At 45.1% G+C, this 16,095-nt stretch carries 14 protein-coding genes and 1 pseudogene; 9 read left to right on the forward strand and 6 right to left on the reverse strand.

Annotated elements, in window-relative coordinates; all coding sequences use genetic code 11:
- The first annotated feature begins 249 nt into the window (after positions 1-249).
- Together H6F63_RS27155 and H6F63_RS27160 are read left to right on the forward strand one after the other, a co-directional pair.
- Entirely contained in the window at positions 250-996 is a 747-nt protein-coding gene (locus H6F63_RS27155) for a Mut7-C RNAse domain-containing protein (RefSeq protein WP_190640413.1), read from the forward strand.
- A gap of 134 nt (positions 997-1,130) precedes the next feature.
- Positions 1,131-2,297 carry a pyridoxal phosphate-dependent aminotransferase gene (locus H6F63_RS27160; protein ID WP_190640414.1) on the forward strand — a complete coding sequence of 389 codons (1,167 nt, stop codon included), beginning with the start codon at positions 1,131-1,133 and terminating at the stop codon, positions 2,295-2,297.
- Positions 2,298-2,341: 44 nt separating this feature from the next.
- On the opposite strand, the gene H6F63_RS27165 is transcribed toward H6F63_RS27160, so the two are convergent.
- Together H6F63_RS27165 and trxA are read right to left on the reverse strand one after the other, a co-directional pair.
- Complete coding sequence (locus tag H6F63_RS27165; RefSeq protein WP_190640415.1) at positions 2,342-3,448, reverse strand: alkene reductase; 1,107 nt, start codon at positions 3,446-3,448, stop codon at positions 2,342-2,344.
- A 101-nt stretch (positions 3,449-3,549) separates the two neighbouring features.
- Positions 3,550-3,915, reverse strand: a complete 366-nt coding sequence (trxA, locus tag H6F63_RS27170; RefSeq protein ID WP_190428120.1) for a thioredoxin — start codon at positions 3,913-3,915, stop codon at positions 3,550-3,552.
- 145 nt (positions 3,916-4,060) lie between these two features.
- On the opposite strand from trxA, the gene H6F63_RS27175 reads away from it, so the two are divergent.
- Entirely contained in the window at positions 4,061-4,387 is a 327-nt protein-coding gene (locus H6F63_RS27175; protein ID WP_190640416.1) for a metalloregulator ArsR/SmtB family transcription factor, read from the forward strand.
- A 56-nt stretch (positions 4,388-4,443) separates the two neighbouring features.
- Here H6F63_RS27175 and H6F63_RS27180 read toward each other — a convergent pair whose 3' ends face one another.
- Positions 4,444-5,148, reverse strand: a complete 705-nt coding sequence (locus H6F63_RS27180) for a glutamine amidotransferase (RefSeq protein ID WP_190640417.1) — start codon at positions 5,146-5,148, stop codon at positions 4,444-4,446.
- Positions 5,149-5,544: 396 nt separating this feature from the next.
- Here H6F63_RS27180 and H6F63_RS27185 point away from each other — a divergent pair, with 396 nt between their 5' ends.
- From H6F63_RS27185 to H6F63_RS27205, 5 genes are all read left to right on the forward strand, one after another.
- Complete coding sequence (locus H6F63_RS27185; RefSeq protein ID WP_190640418.1) at positions 5,545-7,527, forward strand: sugar-binding domain-containing protein; 1,983 nt, start codon at positions 5,545-5,547, stop codon at positions 7,525-7,527.
- Entirely contained in the window at positions 7,439-8,539 is a 1,101-nt protein-coding gene (gene galT / locus H6F63_RS27190) for a galactose-1-phosphate uridylyltransferase (protein WP_190640419.1), read from the forward strand. Before H6F63_RS27185 ends, galT begins: the two co-directional genes overlap by 89 nt.
- A gap of 98 nt (positions 8,540-8,637) precedes the next feature.
- Positions 8,638-9,732, forward strand: a complete 1,095-nt coding sequence (locus H6F63_RS27195; RefSeq protein WP_190640420.1) for a M24 family metallopeptidase — start codon at positions 8,638-8,640, stop codon at positions 9,730-9,732.
- Between the two features lie 174 nt (positions 9,733-9,906).
- Positions 9,907-10,944 (forward strand): DUF6745 domain-containing protein, encoded by a 1,038-nt coding sequence (locus tag H6F63_RS27200; protein ID WP_190640421.1) that lies wholly within the window; start codon positions 9,907-9,909, stop codon positions 10,942-10,944.
- A 467-nt stretch (positions 10,945-11,411) separates the two neighbouring features.
- On the forward strand, positions 11,412-12,722 hold the full coding sequence (locus tag H6F63_RS27205) for a glycosyltransferase (RefSeq protein ID WP_190640422.1): 1,311 nt from the start codon (positions 11,412-11,414) through the stop codon (positions 12,720-12,722).
- Between the two features lie 52 nt (positions 12,723-12,774).
- Here the strand turns inward: H6F63_RS27205 and H6F63_RS27210 are convergent, their stop codons facing one another.
- Positions 12,775-12,993, reverse strand: coding sequence for a hypothetical protein (locus H6F63_RS27210; protein ID WP_190640423.1), 219 nt, complete (start codon positions 12,991-12,993; stop codon positions 12,775-12,777).
- Between the two features lie 420 nt (positions 12,994-13,413).
- Here H6F63_RS27210 and galK point away from each other — a divergent pair, with 420 nt between their 5' ends.
- Positions 13,414-14,478, forward strand: coding sequence for a galactokinase (galK, locus tag H6F63_RS27215; RefSeq protein WP_190640450.1), 1,065 nt, complete (start codon positions 13,414-13,416; stop codon positions 14,476-14,478).
- A gap of 77 nt (positions 14,479-14,555) precedes the next feature.
- Here the strand turns inward: galK and H6F63_RS27220 are convergent, their stop codons facing one another.
- Together H6F63_RS27220 and H6F63_RS27225 are read right to left on the reverse strand one after the other, a co-directional pair.
- On the reverse strand, positions 14,556-14,927 hold the full coding sequence (locus H6F63_RS27220) for a signal peptidase I (protein WP_190640424.1): 372 nt from the start codon (positions 14,925-14,927) through the stop codon (positions 14,556-14,558).
- Between the two features lie 516 nt (positions 14,928-15,443).
- Positions 15,444-15,851 (reverse strand): annotated as a pseudogene (locus tag H6F63_RS27225) (NAD(P)/FAD-dependent oxidoreductase); the annotation flags it as partial.
- Between the last annotated feature and the right edge of the window lie 244 nt (positions 15,852-16,095).

The following is a 16,095-nucleotide window of genomic DNA, read 5'->3' on the forward strand; positions in this document are numbered from 1 at the left end:
TAAATCCAAGAAAATCTTAATATTTTCCTGGTATATAGCAATTCTCATACTAGTGAGGCACAGGTATTTTTTTCTCTTCTCTTGTATCAAATAGATAGTGTGAGATTCTGTACCTCATGAGTTCGAGAACCGCTATAGCATCCGCCAAGTTTCTCTTGTAACGAAACGCTAGAAATAAAAAAATATAGTTCCTTTAAGGATTATTATAAAAAAAAATTGAGAGTAACACAAGTTGATTAATTTCTCAATATGGCTAAAGCAGATTTTCGCTTTTATGCAGAACTGAATGATTTCTTGCCGCCTAAAAGAAGGCAAGTAATAATTACTCATCTCTTTGAAGAACGAGCATCGATTAAGGACACGATTGAATCTCTAGGTGTACCCCATCCGGAAGTTGACTTGATTTTAGTTAATGGGAAATCTGTAGATTTTTCATATATTTTAGCTGATAGCGATCGCATCCAAGTCTATCCGGTTTCCGCTGCCAATGAAAACGCAGCAATAATCTCTCTCGTGCGACCTCAACCGCTAAATGTTTTTCGCTTTGTTTTAGATATACATTTAGGTAAGCTGGCAACATCTTTACGAATGTTAGGGTTTGATGCCCTTTACCGCAATGATTACGACGACGAAGAATTAGCCAAAATTTCATCTGCTGAAGAACGAATTCTCTTGACTCGCGATAAAGGTCTATTAATGCGTAGTCTAGTAATATATGGATATTATGTCAGAGAAACTAACCCAGAGCGACAAATTGTGGAAGTCCTGCGACGCTTTAACTTATTTGAACGAGTTTTGCCATTGCAAAGATGTCTGCGTTGCAATGGATTATTAAAACCCGTAGCTAAGGAAACCATCATTGATCAATTACCACCCAATACCGCCTTGCAAATTAATGAATTTCATCGCTGTACTGAATGCAGCCAGATTTATTGGAAAGGGGCGCATTATGAACGAATGCAGCAATTTATAGAAGCAGTGCTTTCTTCAGGATGAGGGACTGGGGATTGGGGACTAGGGACTGGGGAAGAGAAGAATATAACCCTGGCTTCTCGCCCTACCCTAATCCCTAATCACCTATTCCCAGCCCTGTTTTTGTTCCCAGCCCCTAGCTACCAATCCATTCCTTAATGTCAACCTTAAATTATCGTATGCAGGCGGTACAATCGCCAATAATTCCCGTCGTCGGAGAACTAATCCGCAACCATCCGGGGACGATTTCCTTGGGTCAAGGCGTGGTATATTACAATCCGCCAAAAGAGGCAATTTCACAGATTTCGCAATTTCTAGCCGAACCAGAAAATCACAAGTACAAAGCAGTAGAAGGTATTCCACCTTTGCTAGATGTAATTGCGGAAAAACTGAAAGCCGAGAATAATATCGATAACAGAAAAAATTGCATTGTTGTCTCTGCTGGAAGCAACATGGCATTTATGAATGCGATTCTTGCCATCACTTCTCCAGGGGACGAAATTATTATCCAAACGCCTTATTATTTCAATCACGAAATGGCAATTACCATGTCGAGTTGCCGTCCGGTACTCGTTGCTACTGACGAAAATTATCAGCTGCGTCCAGATGCGATCACATCTGCAATTACAAATAAAACCCGTGCTGTCGTCACGATTTCACCTAATAATCCCACAGGCGCAGTCTACTCGCCAGAAGCCTTGCGCCAAGTTAATCAAATATGTCGCGATCGCGCAATTTATCATATTAGCGATGAAGCCTATGAATATTTTACCTACAATAACGTAAAACACTTTTCTCCAGGCTCAATTTATGCTAATACCGATTATACAATTTCACTTTATACCCTCTCAAAAGCCTACGGTTTTGCTTCTTGGCGTATCGGATATATGGTAATTCCAGAACATCTGCTGGTGTCGGTAAAGAAAGTCCAAGATACGATTCTAATTTGTCCGCCAGTCATCTCGCAGTATGCAGCATTAGGAGCATTGCAAACAGGAGTTGCTTACTGTCAGGAAAAAATTAGCGCGATCGCATCCGTGCGTCAACTCCTACTAGAAAAACTTGGTGGCATACAAGATATTTGTACAGTTCCCCCCGCAGACGGAGCATTCTATTTTCTGTTGAAAATTCATGCTAATCTGCACGCAATGGAGCTGGTAGAAAGACTAATCCGCGAACATGGTGTAGCTGTCATTCCCGGTACAACCTTTGGTATGGAGGACGGGTGTTACTTGCGCGTCGCCTACGGTGCATTGCAACAAGAGACAGCAGCAGAAGGTATTGAGCGATTAGTGCGCGGTTTGAAGACAATTTTAGCGGCTTAATGTAACCCTTCCTCGTTCCCAGTCAGAGACTGGGAACGAGAGATTTACACAGTTTGTAATTCCAGACTGGGATAGTCAATATATCCCTTCTCATCTCCACCATAAAACGTGTCGCGATCCGGCTTATTGAGTGGAGCATTAGCTGCAAAACGCTCAGGCAAATCAGGATTCGCAATATACAGCCTACCGTATGCCACCAAATCCGCATCACCAGAAGCCAAGACAGCATTCCCCAACTCGCGGTCATATCCTCCCGCCGCAATCAGCATTCCCTTGAAGATGGGGCGGAAGTATCCCACAGACAAGCCGCCTGTATTGACTTCGAGCGTAGTATTGCCATCAAGTCTCGGCTCCACAATGTGCAAGTAAGCCAAACCAAAACGGTTAAGTGCAGAAGCTACATAGCTGAACAAAGCTGCTGGATTTGAGTCAGACATACTGTTAAAAGTACCACTGGGAGAAAGGCGAATTCCTACCCGTTCTCCACCCCAAACACTTACCACCGCTTCAGTTACTTCCATCAAAAGTCGGGCGCGGTTCTCAATTGAACCCCCATACTCATCGGTGCGTTTATTCGTGCCATCCTGAAGAAACTGGTCAAGTAAATAACCGTTAGCGCTGTGAATTTCCACACCATCAAATCCCGCCGCCAAAGCATTTTCAGCCCCTTGGCGGTATTGTTCGACAATCCCCGGAATCTCTTGAGTTAAGAGGGCGCGAGGAGTTACAAAGGGTTTTGGCCCCTCATTAGTCATAGCTTCTCCGGCGGGAGCGATCGCGCTTGGTGCTACTGGCAATTCTCCCCCCGGTTGCAGTGACGGGTGAGAAATGCGCCCAACGTGCCACAGTTGTAGAAAAATCCGCCCGCCACGCCCATGAACTGCATCCGTTATCAATTGCCACCCAGCCACTTGTTCTTGCGAATGAATCCCTGGAGTATTGGCATATCCCTGTCCTTGCGGCGATACTTGAGTTGCCTCAGCAATAATTAACCCCGCCGATGCCCGTTGTTCATAATAAGTAACATTCATTGCTCTGGGAACATTTCCTTCACCAGCACGCATCCGAGTTAACGGAGCCATCACAATTCTATTAGGAAGTTCTAAGGAACCCAACTGAACAGGTGAGAAAAGATTGACATTAGCACTCATAGATAGAATCTCCATTGCAACGACATTAAAGTATCAGGAACTTCAACCAGCTAGTACAATACTTTCGCTGGCTGAAATCACCGATATAGAAACTGACTAATTTAAGCAGCTTGCTCTATTGTTGAGTTATTCTGTGGAAGTAAATCGTTGACTTTGGCAGCAAACACCGCCAGAGGCGCTACCCCAACTACTTGATCCACAACTTGACCATCTTTGAAAAACAAAACAGTTGGAACAGCTTGAATTTTGTATTGATTAGCAAGTTGCCCGTACTCATCAATATTCAACTTGCCGACCTTAGCAACTCCTTCAAAATTGGCAGCTAATTCTTCAATCAAAGGATTGAGCATTCGACAAGGCCCACACCAAGCAGCCCAGAAATCCACAACAACCGGAACTGAACTAGCAACAACTTCGTTTTCAAAGTTATCTTCTGTCAAGATGACATACTTAGAGTTCTCTGACATGATTTTCAGCCTCCTTCAGGCTGGAGCGCAACGTGAGGCGAATCGACTGGTTTAGTAGTTAAACAACCATTTAACTAAATACTAGAGCAATCTTCTATAGTAGTCAAGTAGTTATTTAACTATTTTTAGACATAAAATAGAAATTATGAATAACAACGATAGCGTTCAATCGCCCTCGGTGTATCGAGTTGCACAAGGGGACATAGAACGTCGAGCGAAAATCTTTGCGGCTCTCGCTGACCCAACGCGCTTGCGGATGGTGGAGATGTTAGCTCTTTGCGGCGAGTGTGGGGAAAAGAGCGGTTCAGAGATAGCCAATCAGTTAGGGATTAGTCTGGCTCTATTTTGTCATCACTCTAAGACACTGCTGGAAGCTGGGTTAATCCAAACCCGAAAAGAAGGGCAAACCAAGTATAACTCGCTGAATCGGGAGTTACTGCAAGATTGCTTCGCCAGTTTGATGCCCAAATAGCAGCTCTCTATCATCTCTGGTTTCCAGGCTCTGACTGGGAACCAGAGTAAAAGTAGTCACACTTTTGATTTTGTCGTTTGCAGCCAGAAGGGAAGAAAACCCTTTAGCCAATTTTCACATTCGCTGCCATAAAGTAATTGCTTTTGTATTTGTTCTTCGCGAGACTGTGCGCCTGGAAGTGTCAGCATATGAGCGCCAAGGGTAGTCCATTTTCTGAGCATTTTTTTGGTTATTTCAGGATGGAACTGTACGCCGTAAGCATTATCTCCATAACGAAAAGCTTGTGTTTCAAAAATCTCACCTTTAGCTAACTTAACTGCTCCTGTTGGCAGTCCAAATCCCTCAAGGTGCCAGTGATAAACATATCTAAGGGAGTCAAAAGGTTCTTGTGCTGCGTCTGCTGGCTCGACTGAAAAATAGCCGATTTCAGTCATGCCCTCTGGATGAGGTGCAACGGATGCACCAAGTACACGCGCCAATAACTGAGCGCCCAAACAAATTCCGAAAAAAGGCTTACCAGAAGAGAGAACAGTCGGTATCCAATCCAGTTCTCTACGAATAAATGGTAGGGTTTCGCTATCGTTTGCGCTCATCTGCCCACCAAATATGACAACAGCTTCGTGGCTGTCCATCGTGCGTGGTAGTTCCTCTCCGATGCTGGGACAACGAATATCAAGTTCATAACCGTTGCTGCGGAGAATTTGCCCAACAAGTCCGGAATCTGATGTTTTTTGATGTATAACTAAAAGAATTTTTTTCACTATTGCATCTGTGTAAAGTTACATAAGAATTTTCTTTGAAGGAGGCAATACAAACTGTTTATTCTGGTACTGCATTAATCGGTCGAAATGCTGGTAATATCTTCCTTATACTGCCTAATGATAAAAACACAAAGCAGCACGGTACTGGCTCGCCAATCTACGTTCTTTGAGTCGCTTCGAGTAGTCCAGTAGAAGGCTGGCCGTGTGTTACGCTCTCCAAAGCGCACACTACTTCTGTAATGCAATTGTACCAAAGGGTAAAATAAATATAGGCTCAACTTGTTGAAACCTAGACTGTGTGAGACTTTGAAATATTTTTAAATAAAATATCCAAAAACAGTTACAGGTCAGATACTTGCGGGTACTCTAGATATATAACCTTGGGTAGATGAAGTTATGCACTCTTTAGGTAAGTGGCTAGAAAACTGTTATATCCCCTGCAATCCTGCTAACTCCGCGGATTGTTATGATCGGAAACCAGCATATCCGCGTCCGCAGTTAGAGCGATCGCACTGGGTTTGTCTGAACGGCTCTTGGAAGTTTACATTTGATGACGATGGCAAAAAAATTCGTCCTTCAGATATTTCTGAGTGGACACATACCATTCAAGTCCCCTTTGCTCCCGAATCCGCCCAAAGTGGGATAGGCGATACGGGTTTTCATCCTAATTGCTGGTATGAGCGGGAATTTGACGTACCGGAAGGTGAGGGGCGGGTACTCCTCCATTTCGGAGCTGTAGATTATTGTGCGAAAGTCTGGGTCAATGGTCAGTTTATGACTGAACATGAGGGCGGTCATACCCCATTCACTATAGATATTACATCTGTATTGAATAAAGATGAACCCCAGCGAGTAACACTTTGGGCGCAAGACGATCCGCAAGACTTAGCTAAACCTCGCGGTAAGCAAGATTGGCAGTTGGAACCCCACAGTATCTGGTATCCGCGCACCAGTGGAATTTGGCAGACTGTTTGGGTTGAGCGCGTTCCCTCTACTTATATTCAGCGTATTCGCTGGACTCCGCACTTTGAGCGGTGGGAGATTGGTTTTGAGGCTTTTGTTGGGGGTGAGCTACGCGATGGCATCCAAATTAAAGTTAAACTAACCGTCGGCTGTCATCTGCTGGTAAACGATACCTACGAAGTGATTAACGGGGAGATTCACCGCCGCATTGCTTTATCTGACCCTGGTATCGACGACTACCGCAACGAGTTACTGTGGAGTCCGGAGAAACCGACTTTAATTGATGCTTCTGTGCAGTTGTGGTCTGATGACAAGCTGTTGGATGACGTAAGATCCTATACAGCGATGCGGACTGTGTCAACTCAGCGCGATCGCTTTATGCTTAACGGTCGCCCTTACTATCTGCGGCTGGTTCTAGACCAAGGTTACTGGCCCGACACGCTGATGACTCCTCCCTCAGATGAGGCGTTGCGGCGCGATGTGGAGTTAGCCAAAGCAATGGGCTTCAACGGTGTCCGCAAACACCAAAAGATAGAAGACCCCCGTTTCTTGTATTGGGCGGACGTACTTGGTTTGATGGTCTGGGAAGAAATGCCCAGCCCCTATCGCTTTAGTCCCAAAGCCGTAGAACGCATTACGAAGGAGTGGACTGAGGTTATCGAACGCGATGCCAGCCATCCGTGTATTGTAGTCTGGGTGCCGTTCAACGAATCTTGGGGAGTTCCCGACTTAACAGCAACAGAGGCGCATCGCCACTGCGTGCAAGCACTCTATCACTTAACCAAAACTCTAGACCCGACTCGCCCTGTAATTGGTAACGATGGCTGGGAAAGTGCGGCCACCGACATCCTGGCTATCCACGACTACGATAACAGACCGACTCGGTTATCGAAGCGCTATGGGCCAGAGGTGAAGTTATCGGATCTGTTCGATCGCCAGCGGCCGGGTGGGCGCGTCTTGACGCTTGACGGGTATCCTCATCAAGGACAGCCTATCATGCTGACTGAGTTCGGGGGCATTGCCTACGCGCATCGGGAAAGCCCTGATTCAAACAAAGTTTGGGGATACGTGCGTTCTGAAAATCTCTCGGAACTGGAAGTAAGGTATACCGCGTTACTGAATGTGGTTAACAAAGTCGAATTATTCAGCGGATTTTGTTACACCCAGCTAACGGATACTTTCCAAGAAGCTAACGGACTGTTGTATGCTGACCGGACACCGAAATTCCCCATAGAAGCGATCGCATCTGCGACTCTAGGTAGGGGCGGCGAAGACGAGGAAGACGCTATGCTCTCAGGGATGAAAGCTGGATGGTCGCAAGACAAAAATGCATTCCCTGGATCTGTTGAAACCGGATGGTCGCACTCTGAAGCTGTACAGCAGATACCCCATTGCGGAGGGAATTATAGCTCCTAGTCCCAGCAATGAACCTGTAGCCGCAAATCCTCATCTACGTTGGCACCCGTTGCGGGGAGAATGGATAGCTTATGCTTCGCATCGTCAGGGGCGGACTTTTATGCCGCCCGCAGAATACAATCCTCTAGCACCTACCACCGATCCTAACTTTCCCACTGAACTACCCCAAGGTCGATATGATGTAGCGGTTTTTGATAACCGCTTTCCTTCAATGACGCTGGCGGCGCATAACCCACCCGCCAGCATTGTTGAAACTCTCCCCGCAGATGGTGCGTGCGAGGTGGTGGTTTTTACTCAAGATCCGCAGGCTACTATCGGTTCCCTGGAACTGGATCATTTAGAATTGCTGTTCCAAGTTTGGAGCGATCGCACTCGCGTTATCGGCGAAAATCCCCACATTCAATATGTGTTGCCGTTTGAAAATAAGGGTGTAGAAATGGGGGTGACTTTGCAGCATCCCCACGGACAAATCTACGCTTATCCTTTTGTCCCGCCTGTTCCCGCCCGAATGTTAGAGCGTCAGCAGGCATATTATCAGGAAAATAACCGGGGCTTGCTGCAAGATTTGATACAAAAGGAAATCGAAGACAAGCAGCGGATAATTTATCAGGATGAGCAAGCGATCGCATTTATCCCCGCTTGTGCGCGTTATCCTTACGAAGTTTGGCTTGCGCCCATCCAGCCTGCTGCCACTTTCATGGATCTTACCCCAGAGCAACGGGCGGGACTTGCCAAAGCTTTAAAGACTGTTACTCTTAAATACGATGGTTTGTGGAATCGTCCCTTTCCTTACTTGATGGCTTGGTTCCAAGCACCTACCGATGGACAACCGCATCCAGAAGCACACCTGCACGCCGAATTTTATCCGCCTTATCGTACCAAAGATCGGCTTAAGTATTTGGCGGGAACTGAACTAGCAGCAGGGATGTTTGCTAATGATGCGCTTCCGGAGGAGAAAGCTAAGGATTTACAAGCTGTAGCCATAACACTCGAAAATTCGGTACGGTTGTGAATCAAAACTTAACCCCCTAACCCCGTTCCTTGCAAGGGAAGGGGGAAGAACTCCGGCTAGGGGCTGGGGGAGGGGTTTCCTGCTGTAAAAGGTGAGTTATGAATCAATTTAGTGAAGAATCCCAGAAGCTAGAGTTAATCCGAAAAGCCCTAACTGAAGCCGACGCGCAGGGTTTACGGCTACGCGGCACAGACTGGTTCGCATGGGCGACTGCTGGCGGTTCCAGCACCGTACTGCTAACCGCAGAAACCGGAGTCGCAGAAGTGCTGGTGACAGCCCAAGATGCGTGGATATTAACTGACGAAATCGAAGCGCAGCGTTTTAAAGATGAGGAAATTTCGGCAAATTTCCAGTTTTACGCCAATCCTTGGGCTGATGCTGCGGCGCGTGAATCTTTTGTGCAGGAAGCTACCAATGGAGGGAAAGTTTTAAGCGATCGCCCGCTTCCTCATGTAGAGAAGCGATTACCCGCGTCTCTACAGCAGCATAAACGAACCCTGATGTCAAGTGAGTTGGAGCGATATCGCCAGCTAGGGCGTAAAGCGAGCGAAGCGATGACTGAGGTACTAAAAGCCGCCAAGCCGGATTGGACAGAATATCAGCTTGCGGGTGCAGGTGCAGAGGCTTTGTGGGCGAGGGGGATACATCCAGCGCTGACGCTGGTAGCAGGCGAGAGACGTTTGCCGCTTTACCGCCACGCTACCGCTAGCGGCGAAAAAATTGGACAGCAAGCGATGCTGGTGTTTTGCGCTAGGGAACATGGTTTGTATGCGAATCTTACCCGATTTGTGTCATTTGGTTCGTCCGATGAAAGCGCCAAATTGCACCGCCATGTCAGGGAAATTGAAGCGGAAGGGCTGAATTTTTTAAAGCCTGGGGTATCGCTTAATGCAGTTTATGACACTTTAGCTAATGCTTATCAAAAGCACGGCTTTCCTAATGCCATCCGCGAACATCATCAGGGTGGAACTACGGGATATTTGGCGCGAGAAGTTGTAGCCAATCCCACGACTAATGACACTCTGGCGGAGAATATGGCTGTTGCTTGGAATCCAAGTGTACCAGGGGCAAAGATTGAAGATACTTTTGTCCTTGTTAATGATGGCAAGTTGGAAAATCTAACTTTAGATCCAAATTGGCCTAGTGTGGAGGTAGAAGGAAGGTTGCGCCCTGTACCTTTGGAAGTTGGATAATGGAAATGCCCTAGCGAATTGAATTCGCGGCTATACACACGAAACCTGCTTGACAAAGGTTTAAAAATACCAAATTTTCTTAAGTCCGCGCAGGCGGACTTTGTTTGTGTAGCCGCGATTTCTAATCGCCAGGGCAATTTTTACACCAGATATTTTCAGCAACACCGCCACAATATGTCACAGAAAAAGATTGAAAAGCTTACTCCAGAGCAAGAAGCTTTGATTCCGCTTTATCGGGATAAATGGAGAAACATAGCATATTCAACTGAGCCAATTGATAGAGAAAAAGCTGCTGAAGCGGTAAAAGAAGCCTATAACTTGATTGCTTTATCTGAACCAAAGATTATTTTTTGTGATAGCCCTTATTCAGCAGATAATCAGTGGTTGAGTAAAGAATCAAGAGAATTTACAGATGATTCGTATGGTCGAGTGTCTCAGGAACTGGAATATAAACTATGGGACAAACTGATGGGGCAACTATGGGAAAAAATGAGGAGCTACTTTGAAACTGAAGAGCTACACACGCATTTACACAACCAAGTGTCTAGCAAGATTGGTATGGAATTAGGTTTTGAATTATCTATATTTGGTTATTGTCTTGACATAGAAGAATGGTCTAGTAGTGGGGTTTTTATAGAATTTTGTGTTTTTGTTTTAAATTTAAATTGCACTGAAAATTTAAAAGAATGGATTGTTTTTCAATCAATAGTTAAGAATTGCGGCTGGATTTACCCTTATGAAAAGATAGCAATTATATGCGATCGCCCTCGCGTCCTCTCCTTGGACAACCAGCAGCGTCTCCACGCGGAAGGCTCACCAGCAATACAGTTTGCTGACGGATATAGTCTCTATGCCTATCATGGCGTGAGATTACCTGAAAAATACGGAACAGTTCACCCGAACCAGTGGCAACCCCAATGGCTTTTAGAAGAAAATAACGCCGAACTGCGGCAAGTGTTAATTCAGGGAATTGGCTACGAAAGAATTGCCCAGGAACTAGGGGCAATTGAGCTAGATTCTTATCAAGAATACAGTTTATTAAAAATTGATATTGATGTTGATGTTGAGCCAATATCTTTGTTAAAGATGACTTGCCCAAGCACCGGATTTATTCATGCGTTGCGCGTACCACCTGAGATGATATCGGCGCGGGAGGCTATTCGTTGGGTGAATTGGGGAATTTCCCCGGAAGAGTTTGCCATTCAAACTTGAACCAAAGTTATGTACATTAGGGCTAATAATATAAAACTCATGTAGGTTGTCTTGAGTAACGAACCCCAATTATTATAAGAATTTGTTTGGTTTTACTATCGTTTACTGAACTTACACTTATTCTTAGTTGACAAAAACCAAAATTTTTAGTATTTAAAATTACAACCTACCTTAACAGTAAGACTATTCTTTAGCTAGAAGTATAGATTAAGTAGTAGCAATTACTTTGGTTAGTAGAAACCAATAAAAAAGATTCTTGTAGGGTTTAAATACCATAAGACAAGAATCTTTTATACTCTTTCGTGCTTTAATTATTGACTTAAGCTTTTAGCTATCAGTCTCAGAAGTTAACTGCGCGATCGCTCTTGAGGCAAATTTCTCGGCGATTACTTCTTGTAGCTTATCTTCTGAATCTATAGCACTCCCATAAAACCCAAACATCGTTAAAACTTTATTTGATCCAAGCCATGACTCACTTTGGTGTAATTTGTCCACCTTTTGCTGGTCATATTCATCCTATGGCAGCCTTGGGACGAGAGCTACAACGGCGCGGTCATCGCATCACCTTCCTGCAAATACCCGATTTAGAAACAGCAGTGCGTTCGGAAGGACTAAATTTTTGGCCTATTGGAAAGTCTGCTTATCGACCGGGCGAACTTGCCGAAAGCTTCACAGAATTAGGTAAATTAAGCGGTATAGAATCCCTACGTTATTCAGTGGAAGTGTGCCAACGTTTCACAGCTACGATGTGCGAGGATGCCCCCCGTGCCATTGCAGAAGCGGGAATTGAAGCACTGCTGGCAGATCAGCTAGAACCAGCAAGTGAAACGGTAGCCGAATACTTGGGTATGCCTTTTGTAACCGTGTCCTGCGCCCAAGCTATCCACCGCAAAGCAGAAATTCCTCCCTTCTTCACTCTTTGGAACTACGAGAATAAGTTGTGGGCGCGTCTTCGCAATCAGGCTGCTTATTACCTATTAGATCGCAATAGCCAACCGCTTCTGCAAGCCCTCAATCAGTATCGTAAACAGTGGAAGTTACCTGTGATTCGCAAGTTGTATGCTTCCCGTTCTCGACTTGCCCACATTAGCCAGCAACCTGCTGCTTTTGATTTCCCCTGCGCCAACCTACCAAAGCACTTCCATTACGTCGGGCCTTTTCGCAATCCCTCGCCGCGCAAAATTTCCTTTCCCTACGAACGCTTGACCGGGCAACCGCTGATTTATGCTTCGCTTGGAACTGTGCAAAATACTAAAGAGGATATTTATCACTGCATCGCCGCAGCCTGCGAGGAGCTGGATGTGCAACTGGTTATCACTCTTGGGGGCGGGATGGATGTAGAAGCGGTGCAAGGACTGCCCGGTTCTCCCTTAGTTGTAAAATATGCTCCTCAACTAGAACTGCTTTCCAAAGCTAGCTTAACCATCACTCACGGAGGACTCAACACGGTACTAGATTCGCTGAGTCACGGGGTTCCTATGGTTGCCATCCCAATCACATATGAACAGCCAGGAACGGGAGCGCGAATTAGGTGGACAGGGGCTGGGGAAGCGCTTCCTTTGGCTAACCTGAACGCGACTGAACTGCAAGCGGCTATTAAACGGGTGCTGACGGAGGATTCTTACTTAAATAATGCTTTAAAGTTGAAAGAATCTATCCGTCAATCAGGTGGAGTAAAAGGAGCTGCTGATATTGTTGAGCAAGTGGTCAAGTCCGGGCATCCAGTCCTGTCGGGATTAACGCCAGTTTTATCTAGGGGAGTTGCCTACTCTACCTAATGATTCTGGCAGGGAGGAGGTTCTCAACTTTAGTTAATCCTAGTCATGGCAGTTAACTCATGAGTTTGGAATTATTAGCTCCCTGCCAAGCTGTCCATGCCGAATATACGTCTTCCTCCACAAGTCCTTTCTTACTAAAATCTGGGGTATGCTCGACTAACACTTTGATTGTTGAAGTGTAAGTGTTCCCAATTATTTCATGTCCATAGCCGATAACTTTGCCGATGTGTCCTGTTTTTTGACTTAGGACGTAATCACCTATATTAAGCATAGTTACTAACCCTCTTTGTTTCCTTAAAAGCTTTCTGATTGTGTAATTAATTTTATAAAATCTCTACTTATTATTTACTCTTTCCGGAAGCTAATAAAGCTTATTTTTAGGTCTATCTCCGGTAGGATGTAGTATTAAGGATAGTTGTGATTGAAAATACAAGAGCTATTTTAAAATATTAAAAGATGTGGAGATAGATTAAATATTGAAATAATAACTGTTGCTGGTTAAGGTAAAGGTTAACGAAATGCTGCATACTATGATGTTAATAAAGGTCAAATTTTTATATAAATATCATAGGTAGTGGGAAATTATATTTTTCTGGTTCAGTTAGGGATAGCCACAAAAAATAGTTCCCAAGTTTTTCGTTGAGAAAATACGAAAAAAAGTCAATGTAACGCTAGCTCGTAATAAACTATGATGGACTTCCAGCAGATATTTGGTAAAACACCTGAAACGCAAGCCAGCGCACCAGGACGGGTGAACTTGCTAGGCGAACACACCGACTACAATGATGGATTCGTGTTACCAACAGCGATTCCACAACGGACAACGGTAAATTTGGGTTTCAGCAAGGATGGACAGCACCACTTTTACTCGCAAGAACTCGACGAACGGGTAAGCATTTGCGACAACGAACACACGCCGCCAGGATTCGCCAGCTATATATTGGGGTGTATCAGGCTTTTGCAGCAGGAAGGACAAGCAATACCGCCGCTGAATCTGCACGTTAGTTCGTCGGTACCGATGGGGTCGGGTTTGTCTAGCAGTGCGGCTTTGGAAGTTGCAACGCTCAGGGGAGTGCGATCGCTCCTCAATCTCGATCTCGATGATGTCCGCATCGCCGAAATAGCACAACAGGCGGAAATTCAATATGCTGGCGTCAACTGCGGCATTATGGATCAGATGGCTTCGAGCTTGGCTGACACAGATTCTATGCTGTTTTTAGACACGCGATCGCTCGAACGCCAAGTTATCCCTTTCCCTGCTGGTGCAGAAGTTTTGGTGATCGATAGTGGCGTACCTCGTACTTTGGCGACTAGCGGATACAACCAGCGTCGCGCTGAGTGCGAAGAAGCAGCGCGATCGCTAGGGGTTAAAGCGCTCAGAGATATCACAGATCCGCAAGCAGTGGAAAATTTACCCGAACCCCAGCGGCGTCGCGCTCGTCACGTCGTCACCGAGGATAACCGAGTGTTGGAGGTTCTGCAAGGAGTGTCAGCACAACGGTTTGGGGAATTGATGAACGCTTCTCACGCCAGCTTGCGCGACGATTACGAAGTTTCCGTTCTAGCTCTGGATACCCTCGTGGCGATCTTGCAAGAAACTCCGGGAGTCTTTGGTGCAAGGCTGACTGGTGCTGGTTTTGGGGGTGCGTGCGTGGCTTTGGTTGAGGCGGGAAAAGCGGGCGCGATCGCGCAAAACGTACTTGAACGTTACAAAAATGCAGGTAACACCGGACGCATTCTAGTTCCAGAAATTTAATTGTAGTCTTTTAAAACCTTCCCCAACCCTTGCCATTTACGGCCAGGATTGGGGAGGGCTTACATTAGTTTTAGCAATTAGCCAACTTCTACACTATCGCCTGAGATTGAAGGCCATCGGACAGTCAGAATAATAGAATCTTCAAGAGCAGACCAAGAATGAGCTACACCAGGTACCCAAAGAACATAGTCACCCTCACCAGATAATAATACTTCTTGCTCCGGAAATTGCAGGCGAAATCGCCCTTTAATCAGAATAGAAAGTGTGGTTGCTTCCTCGTTCGTTGCCCACTGATCTCTACTATCTCCTGCTTGGTGGACAGCCCATTTTACCTCTAAATCTGTGGTCGAACGCGGGTCATCCGTCGGAGTTACAAAGTGACCAAGAATCCAACCCCAACGTTTTTTACCCTCAGTCTGAGCGTTTCCAAAAATAACTTTAGGCTGCATTAGGTAATATCAAGTAGTGTTCAAATATGTCATGCTGTTCTTAGCATCGCATATATAGCAATCCTATTTAAGTTGTGAACGAGTATTCGCCCTGGTGTAGGGACACGGCAGTGCCGTGTCCCTACAGGGGTTCACGAATCATTTAGGATTGCTATAGCAATCCTAATTTATTTAGATTCTCCCTTTTCTCCTCTTCTGCGCCCTTTCTTGCCTCTGCGGTTCGTAAAAAAAGGTAATTTTCACCCATAAAATAGGATTGCTATAGTTCCTATGAATGCAACTTGGTACAATCAAACAATTTTGACATTGCTTCCCTTAGCTTTCTTCGGCTTACAACGAGACAAACAAGCTTCAAGATAAGGACAGTCTTCACACTTGATTGCTTCCCCTGGATTAGCACACCCACAGGGAAGATGCAACAAACACTCTTGAGGTTTTTTCAGTGCAAAACTGAAAGTTGTTTCTCGCAAACAAATAATAAAATCTCGTGCAATCATAATATTTTTGTCCTCCCCCCTATTTGATATTTAAAACAGATTTTGCTGTTGATTTCACAGCAGAACCCACATCAGCCAGAGTCTGATCAATCGGACGCTGATTATGTAAGAAAGCTCGCGCACAATTGGGTTCCGGCATCCCAGAAATTGACCTACCGGGATGAGTTTCCGCACCCGTCAGAAATAAACCCTCAATCGGAGTTTTATAATTAGCAATCTCTGACAAAGGACGGAAGAACATCATCTGGTCGATCATATCCAGATGATAGTAATTACCCTTCAGGACTCCCAAGCGATCGCCTAGTTCAGCGGGACTTTCCACATTACGAGCAATGATTGAATTTTTGACATTTGGAGCATAGTCTGCTAATTTGTCAAGCACCCGGTCTGCTACCTTATTTTTCAACTCTTCCGTCCATCCCGTACCCAGAAATGTTGAATTTAGATACCATTATGACCAGCCCCCATAATTACAACATCGTAGGCTTGCATCTATAAAGCTTCAGTTAGAAGGTCGATTTTAACTCCCCAGTTCGTTAATACTTCTTTTATTTTCGATATCCTTAGAAATTACAGCTTCATCCTAAAAGCTTGTCTTACTTGTATTTAAGGAATAGTTCTGTGTTAACTCAAATAGTATTCTAATATACAAAATACTTGCAGCAAAGGGT

Source organism: Trichocoleus sp. FACHB-40, assembly GCF_014695915.1.
In the GTDB taxonomy this organism is placed as follows: domain Bacteria; phylum Cyanobacteriota; class Cyanobacteriia; order Cyanobacteriales; family FACHB-T130; genus Funiculus; species Funiculus sociatus.